The sequence below is a fragment of the Bordetella genomosp. 1 genome (assembly GCF_002261335.1).
In the GTDB taxonomy this organism is placed as follows: Bacteria; Pseudomonadota; Gammaproteobacteria; order Burkholderiales; family Burkholderiaceae_B; genus Bordetella.
Window position 1 is genome coordinate 421,973 of record NZ_NEVL01000003.1, and the last position, 14,794, is coordinate 436,766.

The 14,794-nt window shown below is 68.7% G+C and carries 15 protein-coding genes; 5 read left to right on the plus strand and 10 right to left on the minus strand.

Annotated elements, in window-relative coordinates; all coding sequences use genetic code 11:
• Positions 1-13 precede the first annotated feature (13 nt).
• Together CEG14_RS10390 and CEG14_RS10395 are read right to left on the minus strand one after the other, a co-directional pair.
• Positions 14-1,084 carry a HesA/MoeB/ThiF family protein gene (locus CEG14_RS10390; RefSeq protein WP_179280577.1) on the minus strand — a complete coding sequence of 357 codons (1,071 nt, stop codon included), beginning with the start codon at positions 1,082-1,084 and terminating at the stop codon, positions 14-16.
• Positions 1,085-1,766: 682 nt separating this feature from the next.
• Entirely contained in the window at positions 1,767-2,927 is a 1,161-nt protein-coding gene (locus tag CEG14_RS10395; protein ID WP_143277192.1) for a hypothetical protein, read from the minus strand.
• 310 nt (positions 2,928-3,237) lie between these two features.
• On the opposite strand from CEG14_RS10395, the gene CEG14_RS10400 reads away from it, so the two are divergent.
• The gene (locus CEG14_RS10400; protein ID WP_094826297.1) at positions 3,238-4,206 is read left to right on the plus strand and encodes a hypothetical protein; all 969 of its coding nucleotides are present in this window, start codon (positions 3,238-3,240) and stop codon (positions 4,204-4,206) included.
• A 52-nt stretch (positions 4,207-4,258) separates the two neighbouring features.
• On the opposite strand, the gene CEG14_RS10405 is transcribed toward CEG14_RS10400, so the two are convergent.
• The 3 genes from CEG14_RS10405 to CEG14_RS10415 all read right to left on the minus strand — a co-directional run bounded on the left by CEG14_RS10405 (position 4,259) and on the right by CEG14_RS10415 (position 6,036).
• On the minus strand, positions 4,259-4,693 hold the full coding sequence (locus CEG14_RS10405; protein WP_094826298.1) for a hypothetical protein: 435 nt from the start codon (positions 4,691-4,693) through the stop codon (positions 4,259-4,261).
• Between the two features lie 88 nt (positions 4,694-4,781).
• Positions 4,782-5,048: a hypothetical protein gene (locus tag CEG14_RS10410; RefSeq protein ID WP_255032221.1), complete on the minus strand. Its 267-nt coding sequence runs from the start codon at positions 5,046-5,048 to the stop codon at positions 4,782-4,784.
• Between the two features lie 145 nt (positions 5,049-5,193).
• Positions 5,194-6,036, minus strand: coding sequence for a DUF7822 domain-containing protein (locus tag CEG14_RS10415; protein WP_094826299.1), 843 nt, complete (start codon positions 6,034-6,036; stop codon positions 5,194-5,196).
• 273 nt (positions 6,037-6,309) lie between these two features.
• Between CEG14_RS10415 and CEG14_RS10420 the strand changes: the two genes are divergently transcribed.
• The 3 genes from CEG14_RS10420 (at position 6,310) to CEG14_RS10430 (ending at position 8,393) form a co-directional block, all read left to right on the plus strand.
• Positions 6,310-6,741 carry a MarR family winged helix-turn-helix transcriptional regulator gene (locus tag CEG14_RS10420; protein ID WP_094826300.1) on the plus strand — a complete coding sequence of 144 codons (432 nt, stop codon included), beginning with the start codon at positions 6,310-6,312 and terminating at the stop codon, positions 6,739-6,741.
• 205 nt (positions 6,742-6,946) lie between these two features.
• Positions 6,947-7,222 carry a formaldehyde-responsive transcriptional repressor FrmR gene (gene frmR, locus CEG14_RS10425; RefSeq protein ID WP_094826301.1) on the plus strand — a complete coding sequence of 92 codons (276 nt, stop codon included), beginning with the start codon at positions 6,947-6,949 and terminating at the stop codon, positions 7,220-7,222.
• A 58-nt stretch (positions 7,223-7,280) separates the two neighbouring features.
• Positions 7,281-8,393: an S-(hydroxymethyl)glutathione dehydrogenase/class III alcohol dehydrogenase gene (locus CEG14_RS10430; protein ID WP_094826302.1), complete on the plus strand. Its 1,113-nt coding sequence runs from the start codon at positions 7,281-7,283 to the stop codon at positions 8,391-8,393.
• A gap of 80 nt (positions 8,394-8,473) precedes the next feature.
• On the opposite strand, the gene CEG14_RS10435 is transcribed toward CEG14_RS10430, so the two are convergent.
• The 4 genes from CEG14_RS10435 to CEG14_RS10450 form a co-directional block, all read right to left on the minus strand.
• Positions 8,474-9,358 carry an FxLYD domain-containing protein gene (locus tag CEG14_RS10435; RefSeq protein ID WP_094826303.1) on the minus strand — a complete coding sequence of 295 codons (885 nt, stop codon included), beginning with the start codon at positions 9,356-9,358 and terminating at the stop codon, positions 8,474-8,476.
• Positions 9,348-10,229 (minus strand): FxLYD domain-containing protein, encoded by an 882-nt coding sequence (locus CEG14_RS10440; RefSeq protein ID WP_094827485.1) that lies wholly within the window; start codon positions 10,227-10,229, stop codon positions 9,348-9,350. The genes CEG14_RS10435 and CEG14_RS10440 overlap by 11 nt, the downstream gene beginning before the upstream one ends.
• 311 nt (positions 10,230-10,540) lie before the next feature.
• Entirely contained in the window at positions 10,541-11,155 is a 615-nt protein-coding gene (locus CEG14_RS10445) for a short chain dehydrogenase (protein ID WP_094826304.1), read from the minus strand.
• A gap of 26 nt (positions 11,156-11,181) precedes the next feature.
• Positions 11,182-12,327, minus strand: coding sequence for an MFS transporter (locus CEG14_RS10450; RefSeq protein ID WP_094826305.1), 1,146 nt, complete (start codon positions 12,325-12,327; stop codon positions 11,182-11,184).
• Between the two features lie 125 nt (positions 12,328-12,452).
• On the opposite strand from CEG14_RS10450, the gene CEG14_RS10455 reads away from it, so the two are divergent.
• Positions 12,453-13,247 (plus strand): AraC family transcriptional regulator, encoded by a 795-nt coding sequence (locus CEG14_RS10455; RefSeq protein WP_094826306.1) that lies wholly within the window; start codon positions 12,453-12,455, stop codon positions 13,245-13,247.
• A 21-nt stretch (positions 13,248-13,268) separates the two neighbouring features.
• Here the strand turns inward: CEG14_RS10455 and CEG14_RS10460 are convergent, their stop codons facing one another.
• Positions 13,269-14,705 (minus strand): aminotransferase-like domain-containing protein, encoded by a 1,437-nt coding sequence (locus CEG14_RS10460; RefSeq protein WP_094826307.1) that lies wholly within the window; start codon positions 14,703-14,705, stop codon positions 13,269-13,271.
• Positions 14,706-14,794 lie beyond the last annotated feature (89 nt).

The window sequence follows — 14,794 nt, forward strand, 5'->3', positions numbered from 1 at the left end:
CCTCGGCTACCACTCAAGTTTGCGCACATGCTTGGCAGCTTCCACTCTTGTTGCAGTCCTGCACCTCGATTTGGAGACTGCGGGTGTGAATGCCGATTCGCTTGTTGGCAGATAACGGCTCAGCGTAACCGCCCAGATATCGCAGAATGTCGTTGGTCGCCATTGCTGCTGCAATGGCGTTAACCGCAACGAAGGACGGGGGCTTTGAGTTCTGATTGATCGACCCACAGTAGGCCTTCGAGAGCGTGTCGGTCAGGCTCAGGTCCTGCGTCAGGTTAGCGTTGCAACAGTAGCAACCCGTCCGGTTCGGGATGTAGAAGGGACCGAATACGGCAATATCGCCAACGTATCCAATGACCAAGTACGGAAATTTTCCCCTGATTGCATAATCGTTGACCCAAATCGCAATGCTTTCAGGGGTGTCGGCGGATAAAGCGATGACATCGGCTCGAGGAAGCAACTCAAGCGATTCAGTTCCACTGATTGCCAGCGCGATCCGATCGACTGACACCTCGCTATTTCTTTTTTCTAGCTCGCGCGCGAGCACGTCGACCTTCGGTTCGCCCAAGTCGCTTTCGCAAAACATATGCTGGCGGGTCAGATTGGATAATTCGATTACGTCGTCGTCGACCAACGTGAGGTGCCCAATGCCGGCAGTTGCCAAGTTCACTGCGAGATGATTCCCTATGCCCCCGCAGCCAAGAATCACGACATGACTCTGCGCTAGGTTCTGTTGGACGTCCGCAGGATCGTATGACCAACCGCCGTAATAGAGCAGATGCCTGTTATATCGTTCGAGTGACGCGCTCTCGGCGTCGTCGTAATAGACGACGTGATGTTTTTCGACGAGAAAATTGATTGCTTTCAATGCCGAACTCTCCGAGTGCCCCTGCTGTGCCAAATGCTGCAGGACAGCGGCAATGTGCTGCGGTTTTTTCCAGAAACTGATTGCCTGAAGAATCGGCTCGCAGTCCTTCAGTGTTGGGAAGACAGTTTGTCGTCCTCCAAGCCCGACAATGCACTGGTCACCCGAAAATCCGATGAATACGTCCCCTGCGGCTACGAATTTTTTGGGCATGAGCATGACACTCTCTCGAACAAGGGCTTCAAACAATCGGAGAAAAAGGAGGATGCGTCTGTTTAACAAGAACGCACCTCCAGGTTGCATTGATGGTTCAATTGTTGGCAGTGAAGCGCATGGCGACCTCCGTAGGTGGGTGAGAGAATCAAAAGCGAGAGTTTTCCTTTTCCACGAATTGATCGATGAAAATTCACGCTGCGAATTGAATCTACGTTTCGAGGAAAATGCGGTCAATGCGAACGAGGCTGACTTTCGAATTTTCCGGACGTGCGCACGTCAGATCTGCGTTAGAGATCCAGGATTTTCGAAGACGCTTTAGCCTGTGGCACCCAGCGCCGCACTCTCACTTTGAGCGACAGACTCGGTGGCTAGACACAGAATCCGATAAGCGCCTGTTCTGGCGAGCTCTCGGTAGCCGTCACCGTGCGAGAACCTTAGGGTCTTTGCTTTGACTATCTAACTATCGGCGGCAAGGCGAGAGCCCGCGGTGACTCATGCGACTACAGGCCGCGCGGCCCGGTCGTGCCACCACCTGCCCGTCAACTCGGGCTTGAGTTCGAAGAAGGGCCGCCAGCCCTCGATCCAGTGTTCCGGATCGCGGGCGGCCTCGAACACCGCTTACGGGATGAAGGGCACCGGCCCGGCATCGGTGCCGGCGTCGACGCGCTGGGTCACGGCACGATCCTCATTGACGCGTCCCGGCCGCTGCGGGCGTCACCGCCTGGCGCAGCAGGTCGTAGGTCGTGGCGCCGGGCAGGCGCGAGAAGAAGTCGTTGCGACTTTCGTTGTCGGCCCAGGCCGACCAGAGCGACACCACCACCAGCAGACCGTCATGCCAGGTCACCCGGGCCTCGAGGTCGCCGGCGCTCTCGCCGGCTTTGTCGGCCACGGTGAAGCGCAACCGGCGCGCGTCGATGCCCTGCTCCGCCAGCTCGGCGTCGGGCGCGTTCGATACCAGGGTCAAGGGGCGCGCATCGGGCGTCTGCTTCGAGAAATACTGCTGCAGCATCCGGGGTGCGGCGGTCTCCAGGTCCGGCGCATTGTCCATCGGTTGCATCCACAACCAGATCAGCCCCACGTCCCTGCCCTGGCTGCGCCGCACCATGTGCAGTTCGGCCGGCAGGCTGCCCTTGAAATCATTGATGGGGATCTCCCAGCCCGGCGGCACCGCGATCGTGCGGGTGCGTGCGCCCAGGCGCAGCGGCACCGCCTGCAGCCCGCCGCCGAAGTTGGCCTGCTCGCCATCCGCAAAGCGCAGCGGCCGCATGAAGGCCACCGCATGGGCGTCGACGTCGCGCAGCTGCGCCTGCCCGGCCTCCGGCGAGCGGCCCTCGCCGAGATCGGCCACGAAGTGAATCGCGAGCGCCTCCCGGCCGCGCGCGAAACAGTAGCTGATCAGCGCGCTCCGGGGCTCGCCCTGGGCCGGCTTCATGGCGTAGACCTGCGCCTCGGTCTGGTCGGGGGCGACCCGCGTGATGCGCGGCGCGTAGCCCGCCACGCGCGCCTCGTAGGTGCAGATCCGCAGCGCGGCGCCCGGCGAACGCAGTGCGTAGCCGACGATGGTGGTCTCGATGGGGAGCGCGGCGCCGGGCTGGGCGGCGATCTTGCCGATGATCTTGACGCGGCCCAGCGTGCCGGCCTCGGGCGGCTCCATCGGCACGGTTTCCACCTTGGCCTGGCCCGGCACCGCGGCGCGGAAGTTGAGCGAGGGGATGCCGAAGTCGAACGTGTGCGCGGTCCAGCCGGGGGCGATGTCGTCGCCGTCGGCTGCCACGCGCTCTGCTGCCGCGACCTGCGTCTCCGCCGCGACCTGCGCCGCGCCCGCCAGCAGCAATGCCGCGCCCACGAACGCGGCCCATGGCGACGCCGCGCGCCGTATGCGCCGAGGCACAAGCGGTGAGCGCTGCGGGCGGCTCCCGCGACGAACGCGGGCCGGGTCGGCCTGGAGTCGGTGTTGCGTCATTCCGTATCCTGGTGCGGCGCGGGCGCGCATGGCCCCTGCCCTGGGTCTTCGAGCATAACCGAGCTCGCGCGCCGCGGCCGCACGAGCGCCCCGGCTGCGGCTAAGATGCGCAAGTTGCGCGCGCAACCGCGCGTGTCCCACCCGTCGGCTCCGTCGACACGCGCGCCCGCTCGCGCCATCTCATCCAGGCACCATGACCGATTCCGATCCGCACGGCTCCGCTACCCTCGCCCGGACGCTGGCCATCGCCAGCGCCGTCGTCATCGGTCTCGCGTGGCCGCTCAATCTCACGCGCTATTGGTCCTTGCTCAGCACGGCGGACGTGCTGCGCTCGCTGGCGCCCCTGCCCGGCGCCATTGCGCTGGGCGCGGCCATCGTCTGGTGGACGAGCCGGCGCCGCCTCGCCGCGCACGGCCACCCCCGTCTGAGCGTGCGCGCCGTGCTGCCCCTGTTCCTCGTGTTCCAGCTGCTCGCCGTCGTGTTGGACGTGCTGGCCGGGGCCTCCGGGCAGCGGACGGTCGGCCCGATCATGGCGGTGCTGCGCGCGCTCGGCGCGGCCTCGTGGATGTCGGACGTCGCGTGGATGACGACGATCCTCAGCGTGCAGCAGATGCTGCTCTGCTGGCTGCTGCCCTGGCTTGCGGCGCGCGCCACGCTGGCGCTGTGCCTGCGCCGCGGCGCAGGCGGGCCGCCGAGCGCGTGGGCGCCGTCAGCGGCCGCGTTCGTCGCGTCGGCCACGGCGGTCTTCTATTTCTGGAAGCTGTTCGTCGCCAGCGCCGGCCTGAATCAGGTGGCGCTGCCCGACGCGCGCCTGGCGCCGCTGGTGGTGGACCTGTACGTCGTGCCGCTCATCACCGCCGCCATCGTCGCGGCCGTCCTGAGCCGCTGGGCGCCGCTCGCCACGCGCAGCCTGGGCGCGGGCCGGGCGGTCGCGCTGGGCAGCGCCATCTGCGCGCTGACCATCGGCTTTGCCGTGCTGCTGCTCATCGTGGCGTTGTGGCTGCTGCCCCCGCTCACCGGCCTCAAGCTGCTTTCGCTGGTGGTGGGCAAGCCGCTGCCGATGCTGGCGCTGCACGCGTCCCTGGTGTGCCTGTCGGCCGTGGTGCTGGCGCGGCTGTTGCTGCGTCCGCGGCCGCGCGCGGCACAGCCCGCCGTGGTTTGACGCGGATACGCGCGTTGCGTGTCCGGCAGCGCCCCACGGCTGCAGCCGGACCTCAGTCCCAGCAGACGGTGTAGACGGTGTAGCCCTCGGGCGTGTCGGGCGCGGCGGCGTGCTTGCCATAGGGCCAGCCGGTGATGATGCCGTCGGCCTCCAGGCCGTCGAGCCATTGCTCGGCGACCTCGGGCGGCGCGCTGGAGATCACATGGATGTTTTCGGCGGCCGGCCAGTCTTCGCATTCCAGCGCCATGACCCAGTCGCCGTGCAGTCCCACATAGACGCCGAGCACGTCCGGACGTTGCGCGATGGCCTGGAAATGCGCGTGAATCGCGGCCAGCGGCGGGCGCCCTTCGCCCCATTGATTGGGCGCGATCGACTCTTCCTGGTCGTTGCCCGTGAAGTACGCGTCGAGCGTCACGATGGGCAGATGGTCTTCGTCGCGCGCGTCCAGCGCTTCGAGTTGGTCGAGCAGGGTCTTGCGCGGGTCCATCGGGGCTCCTGTAGGCGGGCGCGCGCAGCGCGTGTCTGCGCGGCGGGGGGCCGCAAGAATACCGCAACGGCGCGGGGAATCGTGCCGCTCAGCGGCCGAAGGCCTTGCGCAGCCGTTCGGCTTCGGCCAGATTGAGCCGCCGCGCTTCCTGCTCCGCGTAGTCGCGTTCGCCGCTTTCGTAGCTGCCCTCGTGCATGCACAGGCGGCGACTGATCTTGCACTGGATATCGGCGCTCGCGGCCGAGGTGGTCGGCCCGGCGGCATCGGCCTCGCGCTTGGGACTGGACGAGCAGCCCGCCACCAGCAACACGAGCGCGGCGGCCGCGCCCAGGTGGTTCAACAGTTTTACTGCCATGCGTGGTCAACCCTGAAAAAAGGCGGTGAATCCCCGTTTATAACAAGCGTTGCGTGAAATTCGCGTCACGTTTGCGCTGCGCGCGGTCGCGGAAACGCGCTGGCAGCACGGCGGTCACTGTTCAGTGCAATACGCCGCCCGTCGCTCAGGCAGGCGAACCGCGCGGCGCGTCGGGGGACGCGGTGGCGCCCGAGGCGTCCTCGCGCAGGCTCGGCTCGAAGTACAGCACGTCGGTCCAGTACAGCCCGAGCGGATACTCGGTGCTGCGATCGCGGGTGTTGTCGCAGTCGTCGTCCAGGCGCAGGCCGTGAAACGCCTCCAGCGGGCCGGCCGTGCGCGTGGCGCAGGCCTCCCTGAGCACGCGCGCGGCGTCGCGCAGGTCGGCGGGCAGCGCGTCGAGCGCCTGCCCCGCCGCCACGCACAGCGCCAGCTCGGCCTCGGCGCGGGCCCGCAAGACATCGGGATCGCTCTCGGACATGATTTCCAGCTCGATGGTTTCGAGCTGCACGCGCCGGTCGCGGTGCTGCGCGAGAAACGCGAGGGTTTCGTCGAGCAGCCCCGGCAGCAGGTCGTATGCGCCGCGCGCAGCCTGCGGCGCCTGTGCCGGCGCGGCCGTGCCGAACCAGCGTTTCAGGCTGGCCACCAGTCCGCCAGTGTGCAAAGACGCGTGCGCAGCGGCATGCGCAGCGGTGTGCGCAGCGGCGGGCATCGTCTCTTGGGCGATGTGCTCGCGCAGGATCGCCACGAAGCGCTGGACGCGCGCGTAGCCCGCGTCGAAATCGGCATTGATGGCGTACAGCGGCACGGGCTCGTCGTCCAGGCCGTCCGACAGCAGCGAGGCCGACAGCCGGGCGTCGGCCGACGCCAGCAGGCGGAAGCTGAACGGCACGGCGTACGGCCATTCGGACAGGCCTGCGCAGCTGCGCGGCCGATCCGCGTATTCGGCGGGCTGGTTGTCGAGACTGTAGAGATATGACCGGTTGGCCATGGCGTGCTCCGGGTCGAGATCCGCGCCGGCAACCTCGCGGCCGCCCGCAGCCAGTGGCGCGCGAGGCGCCGGGGAAGCGGCGCCGTCTGGCTCGACGGCGTGCGGCGCCCATTATGCCAAAGCCGACGCTCCGGCGGCGTCACACCGGACCGGCGCCTCCACGCGGCGCACGGCGCGCATTGGCGCCGGCCGAGATTCGATGCGACGACATGGATACGTGCTGTGCAACAGGATTATTTATATCGTCATGCGACATACACTACACTCGTCCGTATGCCCCGCTCCCACCGCTCCGCATCCCGCCCGCCGCTGGCCCCCGCCGACTACGCCCTGCTCTCGGATTTCCGCTATGCCCTGCGCAACTTCATCGCGTTCAGCGAAGACGCGGCGACCGCGCTCGGTCTCACCCCGCAGCAGCACCAGGCCATGCTGGCGGTCAAGGGCGCCGGCGGCAGTCTGTACGTGGGCCAGATCGCGGAACGCCTGCACATCAAACCGCACTCCGCCGCCGAACTGGTGTCGCGCTTGGAGCGCCAGGGCCTGGCGGAGCGGCTCCCCGACGCGGAAGACGGCCGGCGCGTGAGCGTGGTGCTCACCGGTCAGGCCGAGCATCTGCTGGCCGAGCTCTCCGCCGCGCATCTGGAAGAGCTGCGCGCCATCCGCCCCTTGTTGCAGCGCCTGCTCGGCCGCACCGGCGCCGCCTGAGCCCGGGCCGTTCCCCCTCCCCCGCCCCTGCGTGCCCGCCCGGCTTGTCCGCGCGGGCCGGCGGCGCTACCGTGGGCTTGTGGCCGCGTGCCCTCCCGACCGCCATCCGCGGGGCGAAAGCGTGCGGCACGGGGCCTGCCGCGGCCCGCTGAGCGGCTTAAGGTATACTCCACCATAGTATCCACCGACATGGACGGCGAGCCTCATGCCCCATTCCCCCGAAGAAAAGAAGCGCGTGCTGGTGCGCGTGCGCCGCATCCGCGGCCAGTGCGACGCGCTCGAAAAGGCGCTCGAGGCCGGTACCGACTGCGGCCCGGTGCTGCAGCAGATCGCGGCCATCCGCGGCGCGATCAACGGCCTCATGTCGGAAGTGCTGGAATCCCACATTCGCGAGGACCTCGGCAGCCCCGCCGACTCGCAGGCGCAGCACGACGAACGGGTCAAGGACCTGCTCGGCCTCGTGCGCGCCTACCTGAAATGACCCTTTCATCCGAATCCCCCACGATTCCCCGTTCCCTCTTCTTTACGGAGCCCACCCAATGAAATCTCGCGCCGCCGTTGCCTTCGCCGCTGGCCAGCCCCTGCAAATCGTCGAGATCGACGTTGAACCGCCCCGCAAAGGCGAAGTGCTGATCAAGATCACCCACACCGGCGTCTGCCACACCGACGCCTTCACGCTGTCCGGCGAAGATCCGGAAGGCCTGTTCCCGGTCGTGCTGGGCCACGAAGGCGCCGGCATCGTGGTGGAAGTGGGCGAAGGCGTGACCAGCGTGCGTCCGGGCGACCACGTGATCCCGCTCTACACCGCCGAGTGCGGCGAGTGCCTGTTCTGCAAGTCGGGCAAGACCAACCTGTGCGTGGCGGTGCGCGCCACCCAGGGCAAGGGCGTGATGCCCGATGGCACCACCCGCTTCTCCTACAACGGCCAGCCCATCTATCACTACATGGGCTGCTCGACCTTCAGCGAATACACCGTCGTGGCCGAGGTCTCGCTGGCCAAGATCAATCCCGATGCGAATCCGGAACACGTGTGCCTGCTGGGCTGCGGCGTGACCACCGGCATCGGCGCCGTGCACAACACGGCCAAGGTGCAGGAAGGCGATTCGGTCGCCGTGTTCGGCCTGGGCGGCATCGGCCTGGCCGTGCTGCAGGGTGCGCGCCAGGCCAAGGCCGGCCGCATCATCGCGATCGATACCAACCCCGACAAGTTCGGCCTGGCCAAGGTGTTCGGCGCCACCGACTGCCTCAACCCCAAGGACTACGACAAGCCGATCCAGCAGGTGATCGTCGAGATGACCGGCTGGGGCGTGGACCACTCGTTCGAATGCATCGGCAACGTCAATGTGATGCGCGCGGCACTGGAATCGGCCCACCGCGGCTGGGGCCAGTCGGTCATCATCGGCGTGGCTGGCGCGGGCCAGGAGATCTCCACCCGCCCGTTCCAGCTGGTGACCGGCCGCCGCTGGCTCGGCACCGCCTTCGGCGGCGTGAAGGGCCGCAGCCAGCTGCCGGGCATGGTCGAAGACGCCATGGCGGGCAAGATCGAGCTGGCGCCGTTCGTCACCCACACGATGGGCCTGGACGACATCAACAGCGCGTTCGACCTGATGCACGAAGGCAAGTCGATCCGCAGCGTGGTCAACTACGCCTGAGCGGTCGCGACGCCGCATGAAAAAGCCGGGATGGTACATCACCATCCCGGCTTTTTTCATGTTGCCCTGCCCTGCGCCGCTCAGCGTTCGGGCACGTCGTAGCTCACGGCCACGCGGTTGAAGTTGGCGCCGTACTGCTTCACGTCGTACTTGTAGGGGGCGCTCTCGCCTGGCTTGAGCTTCTGCACGCGCAAGCGCTCCGAGCGCGCGCCCGTCACCTGGTTCTTGCCGTCGTAGAGCGTGAAGTAGAGCCGCACCTGCTCGACCGTCTCCTCGCTGGTGTTGGTCACGCGGCCCTCCACCGTGACGTACTTGTACTGGTAGCGCGTCGTGAAGTTGAGCGTGCCGGTGCCGATGCCCGCCTCGGTACGATCCAGGGTGATGTCGAGCTTGGGGCGGATGCCGGGCAACGGCGCCTGCCTGGCGGGCAGCCAGTCGGTCTTGGCCTCGGTCACGCGCGCGAAATTGCGCCCTTCGAGCTCCAGCGGCACGCGCTGGCCCGGGTACAGCTGTTCGGGCAAGGGCCAGTTCGGCCGCAGTTCGAGCTTCTGGGCGCCGTCGTAGATCGCGAAGCGCGGCGTGGGCGCGAGCACGATCATGTCGCTGCTGTTGTTCACCACCTCGGCGTACAGGCGCGCGCGGCCGATCTCGTCCTCGAGCCGGCGCAGCGGCGTGATCTCGAGCTGGCTGTTGTCGAACAGCTTGAAGTTGTCGTCGAGCAGCTCGGCAGCCGTCAGCCGCACGTGCTCGACCACGCGGATCTCGGCCGGCTCCACGCGCACGATGCGGCTGGGCTCCACCCGGGCCGCGGGTTTGGCCGGCTCGGCCGTGGCGGCGCCGCGCGGCGGCTGCGGCTTGAGTTGCTGCCAGCCCGCGTAGCCGGCCGCCGCCACCACGATCAGCGACACCAGGATCACGAGCCGCCGGGCCGGCGCCTGACGGGCGGGAGTGGGCTTACTTTTCACTTTGCACCATATATTCGTACGCGGCGATACGCCCTTCGCGATAAAGCTTCAAGTGCACCTCGAACGTGGTCGTGGCCTGCGGCGCCAGGCGATTGGCCTTGGCGTAGCCGGTGCCGGTGCCGATGATGCGGCCGTCCTCGCCATAGAGCACCGTCGTGATCTGCGAGCCGGTGGTCTCGGTGGTCGACTGATTGGTGAGCAGGCCGATCAGGCGCAGGCTGTTGTCGTTGCGCACCAGCTGCACCTTGCTTGCCTTCACGTCGAGCTGGTGCGAGCGCGAGGCCGTCGGCGTGTTCACCTGCAGCGTGTAGCCGCTGTGCGCCTCGCTCGGCACCGAGATCGTGACGGGCGTGTATTCGCCCGGCTGCAGCGTGCGCGCCAGCGGCGAACCATAGGCCGAACCCAGCGCGACCTCGCCCTGGCGGAACGTCGCGGTCACGCGCGGCGCGTCGATGCGACGGCCGGTCTCGTTGTGGATCATGAACAGCAGCTCGCGGCGGCCGCGCTCGCCCACCTCCTGCACCTCGCCCAGCCGGACCAGACTGGCGTCGATCGGCGGCTCGCGGTGGACCGGAGTGGGCGTCGGGCGCGAGGGGGTGAGCAGCGACACCAGCACCGGCACCAGGGTGGTGGCGGCTACGATGGCCACCAGGGCGATCAGGGCGCCCTTGCCCAGCGTGCGCGGCGCGGCGGCCGGCTGCATGTTGCGCAGGATCTTCTCGAGCCGCTGCGCGACGTCGTCTTCGACCAGGGTGGTGGCGCTGCAATGGTTGCAGCGATATTCGTTGGGGGCCAGCTTGGTGAACGCGCTGCTGCCGCAGGCCGAGCAGGTCAGCGTCACCGTGTTGATGGTGGTTGGCTTGGGCGTCATGGTCATGCGCCGCCGGGCAATCGGCGGGCAGAATGGAGTCTGTAAGCGGATCGGAGGCGCGCAAGAATAGCGCGAAGCAGGCCGGCCTGTGGCCACGCGGTGGCGCGCGGTGACAACCCCATCGCGCCCCACCCTCCCCGCCAGGCTGGCGTCGCAATGCCGTCAGGGTGCCGGAATGGCCGCGATTTCAAGGCCTTGCGACACGCGCGCCGGCCCCCCGGAGCACCGCAAGGCCGCGCCGGGGGCTGCCGCAACTGGTTGCACGTGCAACAAACCCGCGCCGCCCCGCGCCGACTCGCCGGCGTGCCGGCTCACTGGTCGCGCGACCAGCCCACGCGGTAGATGCGGCCGGTCTGCGCGCCCTCGGCGCTCTTGGCATAGGCCAGCGCCGCATCGGCCGCCGGCACCGGCTTCACACCGCGGAAGTACGGCCCGTACGAAGGCAATGCCTCCTCGATCACGGTCGGGCTCACGGCGTTGATGCGCACCCCGCGCGGCAACTCGATGGCCGCGCCGCGCACAAAGCCGTCGAGCGCGCCGTTGACCATCGCCGCCGAGGCGCCGAGCCGGATCGGGTCGTCGTTGAGCAGGCCGCTGGTGAGCGTGAAGGAGCCGCCGTCGCGGATCGTGGCCAGGCCCAGCATGACCAGGTTGACCTGCCCCATCAGCTTGTTGCGCAGGCCCACGTCGAACTCGGCTGCCGTGAATTCCGCGAGCGGGCCGAAATGCACCGAGCCGGTGGTGCTGACCAGCGCGTCGAACGCGCCGGCCTGGGCGTACATGGCGCGGATGGACGCCGCATCCGTGATGTCAACCCGCAGGTCGCCGCTGCCGCGGTTGATGCGCACGACCTCATGCAGCTGGGCGAGTTCGGCCTGCACGGCGCGGCCGATGGTGCCGCTGGCACCGACGAGAAGAATCTTCATGGAAAGGCTCCTTGGGATGAGAGGGATCAGGCGCCGATGGCGCGCTCGCGGCCGGCCAGCGCGCCCATCGCGGCGCCGATCAGCGCAAGCGCGGCGCACAGCAGCAAGGGTGCGGCCCAGCCGCCGGCGAGGTCGTGCAGCTTGCCCATCGCGATCGGGCCGGCCGCGGCAAGCAGATAGCCCACGAACTGCGCCATGCCCGACAGCGCGGCGGCCTGCGAAGCGTGGCCGGTGCGCATGGCGATGAACGAAAGGCCGAGGATGATGCCGGCGCCGGTGCCCACGCCGAACAGCACGGCCCAGAGATAGGCCAGCTGCGGCGCGCCCGCCAGCCCGGCAAGCGCCAGCGCCGAGCACAAGGCCGCGCCGGCGGCCAGGGCACGCTGGTCGCGCAGCCGCCTCATGAGGGGGCTGATCAACAGGCCCGGCACCGCCGAGGCCAGCTGCAGCGTGCCGTGCACCGAGCCCGCCTGCGCGGCCGTCATGCCGCCGGACGCCAGGATCGAGGGCAGCCAGCCGACCGCCACGTAGTAGATCGTGGAATTCAGGCCCAGATACAGCGTGACCTGCCAGGCCAGCGCCGAGTGCCACACCCGGCCGCCGTGCGGCGGCGTGGCGGCATCGCGGCTCGGCGCGGTGCGGTTGCGCAACTGCGGCAGCCATGCCACCAGGGCCACCGCGGTGAGCAGCGCCAGCAGCGCGAGCGCGCCGCGCCACGCGAAGCGCGACGCCAGCGGCACCATCAACGCCGAGCCGGCCGCGGCCGCCACGCCCATCGCCAGCGCATACGCGCCGGTGAGCGCTGGCACGTGGCCGGGGAAGTCGCGCTTGACCACGCTGGGCAGCAGCACGTTGCCGGCGGCGATGCCCATGCCGATGATCCAGGTGCCCACATACAGAAAGCCGGTGCCGCCGGCCGAGCGCAGCAGGATGCCGGCGCCGATCACCACCAGCGCGCCGAACAGCGCGCGCTCCAGGCCGTATTCGCGCGCCAGCAGCACGCTGAACGGCGACAGCAGCGCAAAGGCCAGCAGCGGCAAGGTGGTGAGCGCGCCGGCCGCCACGGTGTCCAGCCCCAGGTCGCTCTGGAGCGTGTTGAGCAAGGGCGGCAGGCCGGTGACGGGCAGCCGCAGATTGGCGGCGATCAGCAGGATGCCGGCGATCAGCAACATTGGATGGGCGGGAACACGAGAAGCAGAGGGAGTCACGGAGATGAGGGCAAGGTGCGTGGAGCCCCCACTGTACGAACACCGGGCCGTGCTGTAATAGAGAGGGATAGACAATTAATCGCTAAAACATGACAGCGCGTGCCTCGCTCACCGAATCGCTGTGCCGCTTCGACCCGGACGCCGACACCCGCGCGGCCGTGGCGCTGCGCGTGGAGGTGCCGCAGCGCGAGGCGGAGCAACCGCTGCACCGCCATCGCAAGGGGCAGCTCGTGATGGCGCTGCGCGGCGGCGTGACCTGCTCCGTGCCCAAGGCCATGTGGATGGTTCCGCCGCAGCATGCGGTGTGGATCCCGGGCGGCATGCCGCACAGCAACCGCGCCACGGATAACGCCAGCATCTGCTTTCTGTTCATCGAGCCCGGCGCGGTCGCCCTGCCCGACGAGTGCTGCACGTTGTCGATCAGCCCGCTGGTGCGCGAGCTCATCCTGCACCTGGCCGACCAGCCCACCGCGGCCGTGCCCGACGAGGCCGGCGCGCGACTGGCGCAGGTGCTGCTCGACCAGGTCGCGGCATGCCCGCTGGAGTCGCTGCACCTGCCCGTGTCGGGGCATCCGAAGATCCGCCGCATGGTGGACGCGCTGGCGGAGGATCCGGCCAACCGCATGACGGTGGCCGACTGGGCCGCGCGGCTCGCGCTCAGCGACCGCTCGCTCGCACGCCTGGTCAAGCGCGAGACCGGCCTGACCTTCGGGCGCTGGCGCCAGCAGTTGCACATGATCGTGGCCTTGCGCCAGCTCTCGGCCGGCATGTCCGTGCAGCAGGTGGCGGGCAACCTGGGCTACGACTCGGTCACCGCCTTCATCACGATGTTCAAGAAGGCGGTCGGCCAGCCGCCGGGGCAGTACTTCGCGGCCCTGCGTTAGCGCCCGCGCGCCGCCCTGCCCTCAGCCCGCCGCGGCGTCGAGGTAGGCGGCAAGCCGGGCGCGAAAGGCCGGCTCCACGACGGCGCCCACGTTGCAGCGCGACCAGGGCGAGCGCGCGGCCGGGTCGACGCTGAACACGCGCCCCGGCGCCATGATGACCTTGTGCGGCATCAGCCCCTCGGCCAGCGCCAGAGAATCGTCGAAGCCGGGATAGCGGCACCACAGATAGAGCGAGCTGGACGGTCGCGTGAACACCGTGGCGCCGAGGCCGTCGAGCACGTCGAGCGCCTGGGCCGTGGCCGCCTCGAGGCGCTGGCGCAGCCGCACCAGATGGCGCGCGTAGTGGCCCTCGCGCAGCATCACGTCGACCATGCGCTCGCTGTACTCCGAGCTGCTCACGTGGATGAGCGCCTTGAGATCGGCCAGGTCACTCGCCAGCGCCGTGCCGCAGGCGATGTAGCCCACGCGCAGCGCGGCCGAAAACGATTTGGAGAAGCTGCCCAGGTAGATCACCCGCTCGAGCTGGTCGAGCGCGGCGAGGCGCACGGCCGAGGTGGGCTTGAAGTCGGCCAGCGGGTCGTTCTCCACGATGGTCAGGTTGTAGCGCTCGGCCAGCTGCAGCAGCTTGTAGGCCTTCGCAGGCGACAGGTCGGAGCCGGTGGGATTGTGCGCGAGCGACTGGGTGAAGAACAGGCGCGGCTTGTGGCGCTGCAACTGCGCTTCGAGCGCGGCGAGGTCCGGCCCGTCGGGCAGGCGCGGCACGCCCACCATGCGCACGCCGGCCAGCTTGAGCTTGCCGAACAGCGGGTAATAGCCCGGGTCGTCGAGCAGCGCCACGGCGCCCGGCTGCAGGAAGTAGCGGATCACGAGGTCCATGGCCTCGTTGGCGCCGTGCGTGAGCACCAGTTGCGAGGGCGCGGCGCTGATGCCCACGTCGCCCAGCTTGCGCACCAGGCTTTCGCGCAAGGGCCGGTAGCCATAGCGGCTGCCGTAGCGGAACAAGGCGCCCAGGCCGGTGCGCGTCACGCGCTGCTGATAGCGGTCCATGCGCATGTCCGCCAGCCACGCCACCGGTGGAAAGCCATCGCCCGCGGCCACCGCGTCGGGCTGGGTCCTGAGCTGTTCGCGCATCAGCCACACGATGTCCATCGCGCGGCTCAGCTGGCCGCTCTCCTCGTCGGGGCGGGCCCGCGCGCCGGCATCCTGCGTGACGTAGAAACCCGCGCCGCGGCGCGGCGCCACCAGGCCCTGCGCCACCAGGATCTCGAACGCCACCACCACCGTGTTCTTGGCGTAGCGGTGCAACTGCGCGAGCTCGCGCAGCGAAGGCAGCTTGTCGCCAGGCCGGTACACGCCCTCGGCGATCTGCCGGCCGATGAGCTGCGCCAGGCCCTCCGCGATCGGGGCGCCGCGGCGCGGGCGCGCGCCGGAATGCGGGGGTGTGGAGGTGTCGTCCATGGCGATGAATTGGTGCAGTGCAGCGGTACTGTTTGCGCAAACTGTACCTCTCTAGATTGGTACAGTCTACCTAGAATCAGCCCCACGGA

Coding starts and splice junctions, on each gene's coding strand:
- CEG14_RS10390 (WP_179280577.1), bottom strand. CDS start 1,084: ATGCTCATGCCCAAAAAATTCGTAGCCGCAGGGGACGTATTCATCGGA.
- CEG14_RS10400 (WP_094826297.1), top strand. CDS start 3,238: ATGACCGATTCCGATCCGCACGGCTCCGCTACCCTCGCCCGGACGCTG.
- CEG14_RS10405 (WP_094826298.1), bottom strand. CDS start 4,693: ATGGACCCGCGCAAGACCCTGCTCGACCAACTCGAAGCGCTGGACGCG.
- CEG14_RS10410 (WP_255032221.1), bottom strand. CDS start 5,048: ATGGCAGTAAAACTGTTGAACCACCTGGGCGCGGCCGCCGCGCTCGTG.
- CEG14_RS10415 (WP_094826299.1), bottom strand. CDS start 6,036: ATGGCCAACCGGTCATATCTCTACAGTCTCGACAACCAGCCCGCCGAA.
- CEG14_RS10420 (WP_094826300.1), top strand. CDS start 6,310: ATGCCCCGCTCCCACCGCTCCGCATCCCGCCCGCCGCTGGCCCCCGCC.
- frmR (WP_094826301.1), top strand. CDS start 6,947: ATGCCCCATTCCCCCGAAGAAAAGAAGCGCGTGCTGGTGCGCGTGCGC.
- CEG14_RS10430 (WP_094826302.1), top strand. CDS start 7,281: ATGAAATCTCGCGCCGCCGTTGCCTTCGCCGCTGGCCAGCCCCTGCAA.
- CEG14_RS10440 (WP_094827485.1), bottom strand. CDS start 10,229: ATGACGCCCAAGCCAACCACCATCAACACGGTGACGCTGACCTGCTCG.
- CEG14_RS10445 (WP_094826304.1), bottom strand. CDS start 11,155: ATGAAGATTCTTCTCGTCGGTGCCAGCGGCACCATCGGCCGCGCCGTG.
- CEG14_RS10450 (WP_094826305.1), bottom strand. CDS start 12,327: ATGTTGCTGATCGCCGGCATCCTGCTGATCGCCGCCAATCTGCGGCTG.
- CEG14_RS10455 (WP_094826306.1), top strand. CDS start 12,453: ATGACAGCGCGTGCCTCGCTCACCGAATCGCTGTGCCGCTTCGACCCG.
- CEG14_RS10460 (WP_094826307.1), bottom strand. CDS start 14,705: ATGGACGACACCTCCACACCCCCGCATTCCGGCGCGCGCCCGCGCCGC.